The sequence below is a fragment of the Serratia sp. 3ACOL1 genome (assembly GCF_003668775.1).
GTDB lineage: Bacteria > Pseudomonadota > Gammaproteobacteria > Enterobacterales > Enterobacteriaceae > Chania > Chania fonticola.
In genome coordinates this window covers 5,380,325-5,394,376 of sequence record NZ_CP033055.1, presented here as the reverse complement: position 1 = coordinate 5,394,376, position 14,052 = coordinate 5,380,325, and the positions used below count along the sequence as shown (strand labels likewise).

The 14,052-nt window shown below is 54.5% G+C and carries 10 protein-coding genes and 1 riboswitch; of the genes, 5 read left to right on the top strand and 5 right to left on the bottom strand.

The window, feature by feature from the left end:
- Positions 1-124 precede the first annotated feature (124 nt).
- Both D9980_RS24510 and leuO read right to left on the bottom strand, forming a co-directional pair.
- On the bottom strand, positions 125-1,930 hold the full coding sequence (locus D9980_RS24510) for a long-chain fatty acid--CoA ligase (RefSeq protein ID WP_121608683.1): 1,806 nt from the start codon (positions 1,928-1,930) through the stop codon (positions 125-127).
- A gap of 456 nt (positions 1,931-2,386) precedes the next feature.
- Positions 2,387-3,334, bottom strand: a complete 948-nt coding sequence (gene leuO / locus D9980_RS24505; protein ID WP_024483538.1) for a transcriptional regulator LeuO — start codon at positions 3,332-3,334, stop codon at positions 2,387-2,389.
- Between the two features lie 918 nt (positions 3,335-4,252).
- Here leuO and leuA point away from each other — a divergent pair.
- From leuA to leuD, 4 genes are read left to right on the top strand one after another with little or no spacing between them, the layout of a single operon-like run.
- A complete protein-coding gene (gene leuA, locus D9980_RS24495) occupies positions 4,253-5,827 on the top strand; it encodes a 2-isopropylmalate synthase (protein ID WP_021179308.1) in 1,575 nt (524 codons plus the stop codon).
- A gap of 2 nt (positions 5,828-5,829) precedes the next feature.
- Positions 5,830-6,921, top strand: a complete 1,092-nt coding sequence (gene leuB / locus D9980_RS24490) for a 3-isopropylmalate dehydrogenase (protein WP_024483539.1) — start codon at positions 5,830-5,832, stop codon at positions 6,919-6,921.
- Positions 6,922-6,924: 3 nt separating this feature from the next.
- Complete coding sequence (gene leuC, locus D9980_RS24485; RefSeq protein ID WP_121608682.1) at positions 6,925-8,325, top strand: 3-isopropylmalate dehydratase large subunit; 1,401 nt, start codon at positions 6,925-6,927, stop codon at positions 8,323-8,325.
- Positions 8,326-8,336: 11 nt separating this feature from the next.
- A complete protein-coding gene (gene leuD, locus D9980_RS24480) occupies positions 8,337-8,939 on the top strand; it encodes a 3-isopropylmalate dehydratase small subunit (RefSeq protein ID WP_024483541.1) in 603 nt (200 codons plus the stop codon).
- 48 nt (positions 8,940-8,987) lie between these two features.
- On the opposite strand, the gene D9980_RS24475 is transcribed toward leuD, so the two are convergent.
- From D9980_RS24475 to sgrT, 3 genes are all read right to left on the bottom strand, one after another.
- Complete coding sequence (locus D9980_RS24475) at positions 8,988-10,460, bottom strand: DASS family sodium-coupled anion symporter (protein ID WP_121608681.1); 1,473 nt, start codon at positions 10,458-10,460, stop codon at positions 8,988-8,990.
- A gap of 143 nt (positions 10,461-10,603) precedes the next feature.
- On the bottom strand, positions 10,604-11,791 hold the full coding sequence (locus D9980_RS24470; RefSeq protein WP_024483543.1) for a sugar efflux transporter: 1,188 nt from the start codon (positions 11,789-11,791) through the stop codon (positions 10,604-10,606).
- Between the two features lie 149 nt (positions 11,792-11,940).
- A complete protein-coding gene (gene sgrT / locus D9980_RS24465) occupies positions 11,941-12,114 on the bottom strand; it encodes a glucose uptake inhibitor SgrT (protein ID WP_071784940.1) in 174 nt (57 codons plus the stop codon).
- A 92-nt stretch (positions 12,115-12,206) separates the two neighbouring features.
- Between sgrT and sgrR the strand changes: the two genes are divergently transcribed.
- Positions 12,207-13,868: an HTH-type transcriptional regulator SgrR gene (gene sgrR, locus D9980_RS24460; protein ID WP_121608680.1), complete on the top strand. Its 1,662-nt coding sequence runs from the start codon at positions 12,207-12,209 to the stop codon at positions 13,866-13,868.
- A gap of 37 nt (positions 13,869-13,905) precedes the next feature.
- Positions 13,906-14,024: riboswitch (TPP riboswitch) on the top strand.
- The last annotated feature ends 28 nt before the right edge of the window (positions 14,025-14,052 follow it).

Genomic DNA, 14,052 nt, shown 5'->3' with positions numbered 1-14,052 from the left:
GAGGTTATTCAGCTAGGCATTGTTTTGCATAGTGGGATAATTACAGAACTATATTAGGCAAGCTAATCGGGCGCAGCATGCAGCGCCCCTACGTACAATGAACCGGTTGAGGGATGTCTATCCCTCATTTTTCCTGATACATGGACTCAATTTCATGCTGGTAACGCTGGAGGATCACCTTGCGGCGCAGTTTCAGGGTCGGAGTCAGTTCCCCCAATTCCATCGAGAAGGCGGCTGGCAGCAGGGTAAATTTCTTCACCTGCTCAAACAGGGCCAACTCTTTTTGCATCTCCCGCAGACGCTTTTCGAACATTTCGATGATATGGCTGTTGCGCAGCAGTTCGAGCCGATCCTGATACTTCAGATTGACCGATTTGGCATACTCTTCCAACGACTCGAAGCTCGGAACGATCAACGCGGAGACAAATTTGCGTGCATCGGCAACGATCGCGACCTGTTCAATAAAGCGATCCTGCGCCAGGGTGCCTTCCAGCATCTGTGGCGCAATATATTTGCCGCCAGAGGTCTTCATCAGATCCTTCAGCCGCTCGGTAATAAACAGGTTGCCGCTATCGTCGATCATGCCGGCATCGCCGGTTTTCAGCCAGCCGTCAGCGGTAAAGCTATCGGCCGTCTCCAACGGTTTATTGAAATAGCCGCGCATCACGATTGGCCCCCGCACCTGGATTTCATTTTCATCGCCAATGCGCACTTCCACACCGGGCAGTGGCTTGCCGATCGAACCAAATCGGAAGTTGTTTTCTTCCCAGCAGGAGACCGTGGCACAGGTTTCCGTCATGCCGTAGCCGTATTTGATGTTGATGCCCATCGCCTGGAAAAACAGAATCACGTTGTCATCAAGTTTGGCACCGGCCGCTGGCAAGAAGCGCACCCGCCCTCCCAGGATCCCCCGCAGCTTGCTTAACACCAGCTTGTCAGCCCAGCGGTGAGACAGATCGAACAGCTTGCCTAACGGTTTCCCTGCCCTTTCCTGGAGGAACTTGCGTTCACCGCAGACGATGGCCCAGTGGAATAAGGCACGCCGCAACCAAGGCGCACGAGCGACCTTTTCATGCACCGCACTGAAGATTTTTTCATAAAAGCGTGGCACTGCGCACATCAGGGTCGGTTTGACATCGGCCATCGCTTCCCGCACCCAGTCGGTATTGGGCAGATAAACGTTCTGCGCGCCCGAATGCATGATAAAGAAGCTCCAGGCACGTTCAAACACGTGTGACAGTGGCAGGAAGCTCAGGGAAACGTCATCCGCCGTCACCGTCAGGCGATCGTCATGCAGTTGCAGCTGTGCGGCCATATTGCGGTAGTCAAGCATCACGCCTTTCGGCTCCCCGGTGGTGCCTGAGGTGTAGATAAGGGTGAACAAATCCTGCAAATCGCGCTCGGCAATTCTTTGCTGACGCAGGGCATCGAAGCGCTCGATATCCGCAAGACGTTCGAAATGATGCAGGTGTTGAGCAATCTCACAGCCGCGCAAATCGGCTGAAACATCAAAGACAATAATGTGGGTCAGCTGCGGGCATACGCCACGCAGCGCAATCGCGGCATCCAGCTGTTCCTGCTCGCCGACAAACAGAATGCGGATATCGGCATCGTTAATGATAAATGCCGCCTGAGCCGGGGTGTTGGTGGCATAAAGCGGCACGCTGACCGCCCGCAGTTCGAGGATCGCCAAATCGGCCAACGACCAGGCCATGCTGTTGTTGGCAAAAATCGCGATGCGTTCCTGTACCTCAACGCCCAGTGCCAGCAAGGCGCAGGCAATATGTTGCATATGCGCCCCGACCTGCGACCAGGTCAGCCGTGTTTCTCCCTGCGGGGACCACTGACGGAAAGCCGTATGTTCGGCACGGTTCGCAATGTGATGCTGTATACGTTCGACCTGATGGTAATGCTGCAAGGTATTGGTCATAGCGCTCTATGCCTGAAATTAATCAACCAGTTAACCGCGATTGGAGCGGAAGCTCTCACATCTCAGCTTACACGTGTTTACTTTTTTTTCGCAGTCTACCTAGTCTCCGGCTGTGGGAAAAGGGATTTCAGCGTAGAAGTGTGAGCTAAAACGCGCTTGTGCTCATTTCTCTTGATCTTGGACAAAAGGGAGTGCAAAAGGTTTACGCCAAACAGACAAAGTGGGATCGACGACCAGAAGGGAGAGGTGACAGGTTAAAATAGCGACAGTATCGTTTCGGGCAGAATAGAGTTTCACCCGCTCAAATTAATTAACCCTCGTGGGTCAATGATATTTCCCACGGTGTTATTAACCGGAATTATCTTAGTTTTTCTTGAGCCTATTCTTATTATTGTTTCGCGCTATCCATTATCAACCCGACGCACTCGAAAGCGCGCTGGGCCAATAAATCACTAATTAGCGCAATACACCCGCTTGGCTAAGTACGGACTTCATCCACTGATGGCCTTCATCACGCTCGGCAGACTCATGCCATGAGAGATAACAGGTGGCGGTTTTTCTCTCCCAAGGCAGCGGAATTAATTTTAGCTGCAAGGCTTGCGCGTGCTGCTGGGCAAACCAACGTGGAGCGATTGCTACCATCTCGGTCATGGCAACTAGATTCAATACGCTGAACAGGTCGGTACATTGCTGGGTGACACTGCGTTGTAGGGTTTCGTCCAGATAGTAGGGTTTGCTAAAGGAACAAAAACGCTCTAATGCGATGACGGCATGCTGCTCCGCCAGCATCTGTTTCTGGCTAATGGTACCCACCAGGCGTGGGTGAGACTGCGCGGCAACCAGGGTCAATTCATCATCGAATAAGGCAATGTCCTGAAACTCGGGATGTTCAAGGCGGCTATAGCCAATAACAAACTCGGTCTCCTGATAGCGTAACTGATGCTCGATGTTAGTGCTCATGTAAGACTTGGTCTGTATCTGCACGTTGGGAGCCATGCTCTTGACGTTGTTGATTATTTTGGCTGTCAGACGAATATCTAGCGGGCTGCAGATAGAAAGCACAAAGAGGCGTTCGCTGCTCAGGGCATCAAAGCCAGCGCCTGGCAGCTCATTTTGTACCAGCTGCAGTGCCTGGCGTACCGGGCCAAAAAGTTGGCGGGCGCGCATGGTAGGCTGAATGCCACGGCCGAAACGGACAAACAGCTCGTCGTTGAACATGATCTTCAAACGCGATACGGCATTGCTGACCGCCGGCTGCGACATCCCTAAGGAATTTGCCGCCTTGGTAATATTCTGCATCTGCATAACTGCATCAAAAACAGTGAGTAAATTAAGATCCACACTGCGCAAATGAATATCACCGTTTTCTTTCCTCAAGACAGTTCCTGAATTATATTCGGACATATCCAAACTCCACTAAGTCCCATGTAGATAATCTCGCTAGCGCGCAGGGGGAATAACGGGAAAAGACACGCTACGTTATTCCCACACAGCGAAATTAGTTATCCCTTTTGACTACCCTTGTAAGATAGCAATCAGGCATCATCCTATAAAAATATGTCACAGCGGTGCATATTAGGCATTGCTCGTCGTTAGGTAGCCTTGGCACATCGGTTCGCAACTCGCAGATGGCATACAAACAAAATTGGCAGGCAAAACACCTGAGTTATGGATACCTGTTGGCCCCATCAACCTCTGGATCAGACCATAAAATGAGTTAATGGACAATCATGCAAAAGCAAAATAGGTCTCTTTAGCATCACTTAATTGATTGTAGCCGCTCAGTTCAGCACTAAGAATACGAATAACGAATAGAATAAAGACAACAAATTGACACCATGAATACCAAACCCGCAACGTCAGCATCCCATCAAACCATGTCTGCTGCTTTTTTGCGCCAACGATAAATGTTAACCGTGTAGTGTTGTTAATCAATGCGACAGCGCCACTTTCAAACCATTTATGCTAATAAAACCCCGATCACCTGCGGATTTAGCGCTGACCCTAGGGAGTTTTACCGAGTTTCCAACTGGCGCCATCCCCGCTGGCACCACGCTTTTCAATACCCCTGTTTTAATCAGGTGTTGACATGCCCCGGCCAATAAAGTATCAAATTAGGCAACGAAACAATTTTAGAGAAGCTGACCGCCATGATCCGTACCCACCGTCTACTAGGCCTACTACTAAACGCATCTTATGTGCGCGGTACGCTGGTGGACGGGGTTCAAAGCTGATTCAGCCCATCATCTGCAAAACCCGCGCTACTGCGCGGGTTTTTTTTTACCCGCTTAGCGTGAAACAAACACGACAAGGAACAACACGATGAGCCAACAAGTCATTATTTTCGATACCACATTGCGTGATGGTGAACAGGCACTGCAGGCGAGCCTGAGCGTTAAAGAAAAAATCCAGATCGCCATGGCGCTGGAAAGAATGGGTGTCGATGTAATGGAAGTCGGCTTCCCAGTCTCCTCCCCTGGGGACTTCGAGTCGGTACAGACCATTGCCCGCCAGATCAAAAACAGCCGCGTTTGTGGTCTGGCACGCTGTGTTGATAACGACATTGACGTCGCTGCCGAAGCATTACGCGTGGCCGAGGCCTTCCGTATTCACGTCTTCCTGGCCACCTCCACCCTGCATATCGAATCCAAATTAAAGCGCTCTTTTGATCAGGTCCTGGAAATGGCGGTGCGCTCCGTGAAACGCGCCCGTAACTATACCGATGACGTAGAGTTCTCCTGTGAAGACGCTGGCCGTACCCCCATTGATAATCTGTGCCGCGTGGTAGAGGCCGCCATCAACGCCGGTGCCACTACCATTAATATCCCAGATACCGTTGGCTACACCACTCCCAACCAGTTCGGCGGCATCATCACTACGCTGTACGACCGCGTGCCTAATATTGATAAGGCAATTATCTCTGTCCACTGCCACGACGATTTGGGCATGGCCGTGGGTAACTCTATCGCAGCCGTCCAGGCCGGTGCCCGCCAGGTAGAAGGCACCTTGAACGGCATCGGCGAACGTGCCGGTAACTGTTCACTGGAAGAAGTGATCATGGCCATCAAGGTCCGTCAGGACTTTATGCAGGTGCACACCAATATCAATCATCAGGAAATCTACCGTACCAGCCAGTTGGTCAGCCAACTGTGCAATATGCCAATCCCGGCCAACAAGGCCATCGTCGGTTCCAACGCCTTCGCTCACTCTTCCGGTATCCACCAGGACGGCGTGCTGAAAAACCGCGAGAACTACGAAATCATGACCCCACAGACCATCGGTCTGAAAGATGTCCAGTTGAACCTGACCTCTCGTTCCGGCCGCGCGGCGGTAAAACACCGTATGGAAGAGATGGGCTACAAGGAGCAGGATTACAATCTGGACGTGTTGTATGCGGCTTTCCTGAAGCTGGCCGACAAGAAAGGCCAGGTGTTTGACTACGATTTGGAAGCCCTGGCATTTATCAACAAGCAGCAGGAAGAGCCTGAGCATTTCAGCCTGGAATACTTCAGCGTGCAGTCTGGCAGCAGCATTATGGCTACCGCCTCGGTCAAACTGAAATGTGGCGACGAAGAGAAGTCCGAAGCCGCCACGGGCAACGGTCCGGTCGATGCGGTTTACCAAGCCATCAACCGTATTACCGACTACCCGATTGAGCTGGTGAAATATCAACTGACCGCCAAAGGCCAGGGCCGCGACGCGCTGGGTCAGGTTGATATCGTGGTGTCTTACAATGGCCGCCGCTTCCATGGCGTGGGCCTGGCAACCGATATTGTGGAATCCTCTGCCAAGGCGATGATCCACGTATTGAATAATATCTGGCGCTCTCAGCAAGTAGAAAAAGAAAAGCAGCGCTTGCAGCAAACCAAACATCAAAATAATCAGGAAACGGTGTGAACATGACTAAGACTTACCACATTGCCGTCTTGCCCGGAGACGGGATCGGCCCGGAAGTAATGGCTCAGGCCCATAAAGTGTTAGATGCAGTGCGCCAACGCTTTGGTATCCGCATCACTACCAGTGAATATGACGTGGGGGGCATTGCCATCGATCGCCACAGCACCCCATTACCCGCAGCGACCGTTGCCGGCTGCGAGCAGGCCGATGCCATCCTGTTCGGCTCGGTGGGCGGCCCCAAATGGGAGCACCTGCCACCGGCAGAGCAGCCGGAGCGTGGTGCGCTGCTGCCGCTGCGTAAGCACTTCAAACTGTTCAGCAACCTGCGCCCTGCCCGCCTGTACCAAGGGCTGGAAGATTTTTGCCCACTGCGTGCCGATATTGCCGCGCGTGGCTTCGACATTCTGTGCGTACGTGAGTTAACCGGCGGCATTTACTTCGGCCAACCCAAAGGCCGTGAAGGCCAGGGCATGCATGAGCGCGCCTTTGATACCGAGGTCTACCACCGCTTTGAGATCGAACGCATCGCCCGTATCGCCTTCGAGTCCGCCCGCAAACGCCGCAACATCGTCACCTCGATTGATAAAGCCAACGTGTTGCAAAGCTCCATCCTGTGGCGTGAAGTCGTGACTCAGGTCGCCAAGGACTATCCGGATGTGTCGCTGTCGCATATGTATATCGACAACGCCACCATGCAGTTAATCAAAGACCCGTCCCAGTTCGACGTGTTGCTGTGCTCCAACCTGTTCGGCGACATCCTGTCGGACGAATGCGCCATGATCACCGGCTCGATGGGCATGCTGCCTTCTGCCAGCCTGAACGAACAAGGCTTTGGCCTGTACGAACCCGCCGGTGGTTCCGCACCTGACATCGCGGGCAAAAACATTGCCAACCCGATCGCGCAAATTCTGTCTGCCACCCTGCTGCTGCGTTACAGCCTGGGCGCCGATGAAGCCGCAGATGCGATCGAGCGCGCCATTAATCAGGCGTTGGAACAGGGCTACCGTACCGCCGATCTGGCAGGTGCCGGCAAAGCCATCGGCACCAATGAAATGGGCGATATCATTGCCCGCTTCGTGGCTGAGGGGGCATAAATCATGGCCAAGACCTTATATCAGAAATTATACGATGCCCACGTGGTGTATGAAGCGCCAAACGAGACGCCGCTGCTGTACATCGATCGTCATCTGGTGCATGAAGTGACCTCCCCACAGGCCTTCGACGGCCTGCGTGCCATGGGGCGCAAAGTGCGTCAACCGGGCAAGACCTTTGCCACCATGGATCACAACGTTTCGACCCAGACCAAAGACATCAACGCTAGCGGCGAGATGGCCCGCATTCAGATGCAGGAGCTGATCAAGAACTGCGCAGAGTTCGGCGTCTCACTGTATGACCTGAACCACCCCTTCCAGGGCATTGTGCACGTTATCGGCCCTGAGCAAGGCATGACGCTGCCGGGCATGACCATCGTCTGTGGCGACTCCCATACCGCCACGCACGGTGCCTTTGGCTCGCTGGCGTTCGGTATCGGTACTTCGGAAGTGGAACACGTGCTGGCGACCCAAACCCTGAAGCAGGGCCGCGCCAAGACGATGAAGATTGAAGTCACCGGCGATGCCGCAGAAGGTATCACCGCCAAAGATATCGTGCTGGCCGTGATCGGCAAAACCGGCAGCGCTGGCGGTACTGGCCACGTCGTTGAATTCTGTGGCAAAGCTATCGAAGCATTGAGCATGGAAGGCCGCATGACGCTGTGCAACATGGCGATTGAGATGGGGGCCAAAGCGGGCCTGGTTGCGCCAGACGACACCACCTTCAATTACCTGAAAGGCCGCCAGTTCGCCCCTACCGGGGAAAACTGGGAGCAGGCCGTGGCCTACTGGCGCACCATGAAGTCCGACGCCGAAGCAAAATTCGATACCACCATCACCCTGCGGGCGGAAGATATCGCACCACAGGTGACCTGGGGCACCAACCCTGGGCAGGTTATCGCGGTCGATCAGGCGATCCCAACCCCTGATTCCTTTAGCGATCCGGTGGAACGTGCCTCAGCTGAAAAAGCGTTGGCCTACATGGATCTGAAACCCGGCATCAAACTGACTGACGTCGCAATCGACAAAGTGTTTATCGGCTCTTGCACCAATTCACGCATCGAAGATCTGCGCGCAGCCGCCGCCATTGCCAAAGGCCGTAAAGTGGCCGCAGGCGTGCAGGCGATTGTGGTGCCTGGCTCCGGCCCGGTCAAAGCGCAGGCGGAAGAGGAAGGTCTGGACAAGATCTTTATCGAAGCCGGTTTCGAATGGCGTCTGCCAGGCTGCTCCATGTGCCTGGCGATGAACAACGACCGTCTGAACCCTGGCGAACGCTGTGCCTCAACCAGCAACCGTAACTTCGAAGGGCGTCAGGGCCGCGGTGGGCGTACCCATCTGGTCAGCCCGGCGATGGCCGCCGCTGCTGCCGTTACCGGCCATTTTGCCGACATCCGTGAATTGCACTAAGGAGCACCAGCGTGGCTAAATTTACTCAACATACCGGCTTAGTGGTGCCTCTGGACGCGGCCAACGTCGATACCGACGCCATTATCCCTAAGCAGTTTCTGCAGAAAGTCACCCGCACCGGTTTCGGCCAGCATCTGTTCAACGACTGGCGCTTCCTGGACGATGCGGGTCAACAGCCAAATCCTGAGTTTGTGCTGAACCTTCCGCGCTATAAAGGGGCCAGCATCCTGTTAGCCCGGGAAAACTTTGGCTGCGGCTCATCCCGTGAGCACGCACCATGGGCACTAACCGATTACGGCTTCAAGGTGGTGATTGCACCAAGCTTTGCGGATATCTTCTACGGCAACTCGTTCAACAACCAGCTGCTGCCGGTCACGCTGAGCGAACAGGATGTGGATACGCTGTTTAAGCTGGTGGCAGAGCACGAAGGCACGGAGTTTGTGGTCGATCTGGAAAACCAGACGGTGAATGCCGGGGGCAAAAGCTACCCGTTTGAGATCGACAGCTTCCGCCGCCACTGCATGATTAACGGTTTGGACAGCATTGGCCTGACGTTGCAGCACGAAGCGGAAATTTCCCGCTACGAGGCGCAGCAACCGGCGTTTCTGAACTAATATCACTTAGGGGCGCAGCTCGCTGCGCCCTTCTAGATTGCTTCTAAATCACCAATAACCCAGCCACTTCCACCATACTCCCCCGATCAGTGCCCAGATCAGCAGGTTGACCACGCTCATGATAAAGCCGGTTTTCCACCATTCCCCCAGGGTGGCATAGCCCGATCCAAAGATGATCGGTGCGGTACCGGTGGCATAATGGGTTAACGACATCATCAGTGAAGACGAGAAGGCCAGGATCAGGCCAAGCAGAGCCGGAGGCGCACCAAGGGCAATACCTGCGGCAAAGAACGCGGCGAACATGGCGGTCACGTGCGCGGTGGTACTGGCGAAGAAGTAATGCGAATAGAGATAGACGAGCGTTAGCAGAATGGTCCCTCCGACCCAGCTCATCCCCATATGATCGATACCCGAACCTACCGTTTGTGACAGCCAGGCAATCAGGCCCAGTTTGCCGAGGTAGGTCGCCATCATCACCAAAGCGGCAAACCAGACCACGGTATCCCAGGCCCCTTTGTGCTTCAGCACGTCGTCCCAGCTCAGTACGCCGGTTGCCAGCAGGATCGCCAAACCAATCACCGCAGCCGTCGTTGGGTTAACCGCCAGTACGGAGCCAAAAATCATCGCCGGAACCCCGGCCCACAGCACCAGCAACAGGGCAAACACGCCCAGCGTGATTTTCTCTGGCAGGGTTATCCGCCCCAGAGTTTGCAGTTTATCTTTCGCAAACAGTGGCGCATCTGGGGTGCTTTTGATTTCCGGTGGATACAGCAGATAAACCACCAGCGGCATGACGATCAACGAACAGATTGCCGGTACCAGCGCCGCTACCGCCCACATGCCCCAGGTGAGTTCGAACTCGGAACCGGCCCCTTTGGCGATCAGATTGACAATCAGCGGGTTAGGCGCAGTTGCGGTGATAAACATCGCCGAGGTGATCGGGTTGATGTTGTAGTTCACCAGCGAGAGATAGCGGCCAATCTTGCCGGAGGTATTCAGCTCGGGCTTGGAGCCAAAGCTGTCCGCTATCGATTTCATTATCGGGTGAATGATCCCGCCGCCACGGGCGGTATTACTCGGCGTCACCGGGGCCAGCACGGTTTCCGCCAGGGTTAACGCATAGGCGATCCCCAGCGTTTTTTTGCCAAACAGCGAGATAAAGTAGTAGCCAATGCGCGATCCCAGGCCGGTTTTATTCAGGCTCAGGGAGATCATGATCGAGAAACCGATCAACCAGATGAGTTGATTGGAGAACCCACTCAGTGCATCGTCCAGCGCGGCCCCCGGCTTGCCAGGGTTGGTCACTCCGGTCACGGCCACCAGCGCAATGGCAATGATGGATACGGCGCCGATCGGCATCGCCTTGCCGATAATGGCAATGATGGTCCCAATAAACAGTGCCAGCAAATGCCAGGCATTCGGTGCCACCCCTTCGGGTACGGGGATCACAAACCAGATCAGCAGAGCGACGATAACGGCACAGAGGGAGGGAACAGGTTTGAGCGGCGTTAGTTTATCCATAACATACCCACTTTTATCAACGGGATCGGCATCTCAATAGCAAGATGGATAAGAGCGTGAAGCTCACGCTCTGAGTCCGTTTATCTTAGTGAGAATGGAGCAGTTTTCTCAATGATATGTATCAACTAACCGTGTGTTACAGCTCACACTTCACGAACTTTGGCACACATCCACAGCGCCAGGATGGCAAGCAGGGTAATCAGGTAGTAAACCGCATAGTGCCCAAAGTTTTCCACCAGCGCGCCTTGCAGTACACCGGCCAAGATCACCCCGGTCGAAATGCTGTTGGTAAACATGGTGGTCGCAGCACCGGGCCGCCCCGGCATCAGATCCTGAAAATACAACATGCCGATCCCGGCAACGATGCCGATAAACACCGCGTTGAACAACTGCAATACCATCAGGGCCGACTGGAACTTGAACAGCACCAACCCGGCATAAAACAGTACGCCTGCCGCCACCGCAAACAGCATCATATTGCGTTTGCCAAAGCGTTTGACGTAATAACCCGCCAGCAGCATAGCCGGAATTTCCAGCCCGGCGGCGGTACCCATCAGCCAACCTGCCAGCCGTTCTGGCAAGCCCAGGTCGGCAGTGATATACAGTGGCATATCGATGATATACATGGTGTTGCAGGTCCACATCAGCATCGAAGCCACAAACAGCAGGCGCACATCGGGATCGCGCCAGGCGCTGATTGGTGCGATAGGCGGAGAATCTACGCTGATCTCAACGTTGGCACGGGGCACCGAAGGCAATATCAGCCACACCAGCAGCACGCTGACGACAAAAATCCCCGCCGCAATTATAAACATCACGGTAAAGCCGTAGTTCAGTGCCAACATAAACGACAGCGGCGGGCCGATCACCCAGGCCAGTGAAAGCTGAGCGCGCATCACCGAACTGAACATCACTACTTCACGTGCCGAGCTGTCCGCATACTCACGCGCCAGGGCAAAAATCTGCGGCATGGCAGTATTGGCAATCGCGGCCAGCAATACACCAGCAGTGATCAAGGTCAGATAATCACGGTTGAACGCAAACAACAGGCTATTGCCCACCGCCATGGCACAGCACACCAAGATCAGCTTGCGCCGATCCCCACGGGTATCCGAGCGCTTGGCCAACAGGAAGCTGACGGCAATCCCGGCGATGGCATTCACGGTATAGAACATACCCACCCATAGCGGGCGCACCTTTACCTCGGTGGTCAAAAACAGGCTCAGCGTGGGAGCTTGCAGCGCTCCGGCAATGCCGGTCAGGAAGGCTATCAGCAGGAAGGCGGCAAAAACGGGATTAAAACGGCGCGGCAACCAGCGTCTGAAACTCATGGCGATATCCCTATCCAGAAATAAAGAAGGCTATGCTACAGAAGGAAAATTGCCGAAGGAAGTAAAGACGGCAGATAAAAATGCCAGTGGGTGTTACCCCACTGGCTGGTGAAAAGCACCATTACTCAGAAACACTTTTGCGGTGAACGTCAGATACGCTCACGGTATTGCTTGTCGCTCAGCGTGGCGATGTCCCACTGGGTCAAGTGGGCCAGCATCTCCAGCCGCGCCTGTTCAGGTACCACCCGCAGCCAATCTGCCTGCTGGCGGCGGATCGCGGTGAAATAACGCTGATAAAACTGTTTAGTTAACAGAACCGTCATTTGTTATCCCTCCGCTGATTCAACTGCCCTCATTATCGGCGTAATATAGGGAAAGATAAATTGACGACTTGATGCCAGAGAGTTCCTCTTTTATGTCCACCTCACGCCTGCAACAACAGTTCATCCGCCTGTGGCAACGCTGCCATGGCCAAACCACCGAAACCACACTGCAAGAGTTGGCGGAGGTGCTCAGTTGTTCCCGCCGCCATGTTCGTTCGCTACTGGGAGCCATGCAGCACGAGGGCTGGCTGACCTGGCAGGCCGAATCCGGCCGGGGTAAGCGTTCGCAGCTCAGCTTTCATTACACCGGATTGGCACTGCAACAACAACGCGCCGAGGAACTGCTGGAACAGGATCGCATCGACCAACTGGTCCAACTGGTGGGCGATAAAGACGTGGTGCGCCAAATGCTGCTTTCCCAGCTGGGGCGCAGCTTCCGCCAGGGGAAACATATCCTGCGCGTGCTTTACTATCGTCAGCTTTACAACCTGTTGCCCGGCTCGGCACTGCGCCGTTCAGAAACCCACCTGGCAAGACAGATTTTCAACGGCCTGACGCGAGTAAACGAGGAAAACGGGGAACTGGATCCGGACCTTTCGCATCATTGGCAAACGATCACCCCTTTGCACTGGCGCTTTTATCTACGTCCGGCGATCCATTTTCACCATGGCCGTGAGCTGGAAATGGAAGATGTGATCCATTCGCTTAACCGCCTGATCCCACAGCCGCTATTCTCACATATTGACAGGATCGACTCACCTACGCCCTATGTCATCGATGTGCATCTGCACACGCCGGACTACTGGCTGCCCTGGCTGCTGAGTAGCGTACATGCAATGATCCTGCCGCGCGAATGGCAGAGCTTGCCGGACTTTGCTCGCCATCCGATCGGCACCGGCCCCTATCGCGTGATACACAACAACCAAAGCCAGATGAAAATCCATGCCTTTGACGACTACTTTGGCTATCGTGCTCTGATCGATGAGGTCAACATCTGGGTATTACCGGAAATCACCGAAGAGCTGGCGCACTCCGGCGTCCAGTTGCAGGGAGATGACACCGGTAGGAACGAGCTGGAAAGTCGCCTGGAGGAAGGTTGTTATTTTCTGCTGTTCGACCAGCGTTCGGCACTGGCGGCCGATCCGGAAATCCGCAGTTGGCTAAGCGAACTGATCAACCCGATCGCGCTGCTGAGCCACGCCGGGCCACTCTACCAGCGTTACTGGGCTCCGGCCTATGGCATTCTCCCGCGCTGGTTGCATAACCGCGTATTGGGGCAGCAACCCAAGCCTGCAGGCTTAACCGAATTGACTCTGACCTTCTACAGCGAACACTCCGAGTTCCATGCGATCAAGCAGGCTATCGCCTCTCTACTGGCTGAACAGGACATCAAACTCAATGTGCAGGTCGTGGATTATGAAGCCTGGCATAAGGGCAAGGCCCAAAGCGATCTGTGGTTAGGCAGCGCCAACTTCACCCTGCCGCTGGAGTTTTCTCTGTTTGCCACGTTGTATGAACTACCGTTGATCCAACACTGTCTGACGGAGGATATCGCGCAGGATGCCGCTCAGTGGCGGGAAAACAGCCTGTCCATGGCCGAGTTTTGCCAGCGCCTGGTCAGCAGCCATCAGTTGCATCCGTTATTCCACCACTGGCTGCAACTGCATGGTCAACGCAGCATGCGTGGGGTTCGGATGAATACCCTTGGCTGGTTCGATTTTAAATCTGCCTGGTTTGCGCCGCCGGAAGCATAATCGCCTTTCACCCACGCCGCTAAGCCTCTACAATAGCGCCGACTCAACGGGGTGCGGAGAACCCGCCAATTTTTGGCCAACGGTTTTCCGCTGAGAGCACACCCGTCGAACCTGATCCGGTCAATACCGGCGGAGGGATTTGAGCATGGCGCGTTAACCCTTGTTAACCCAGTCCTCAGATACC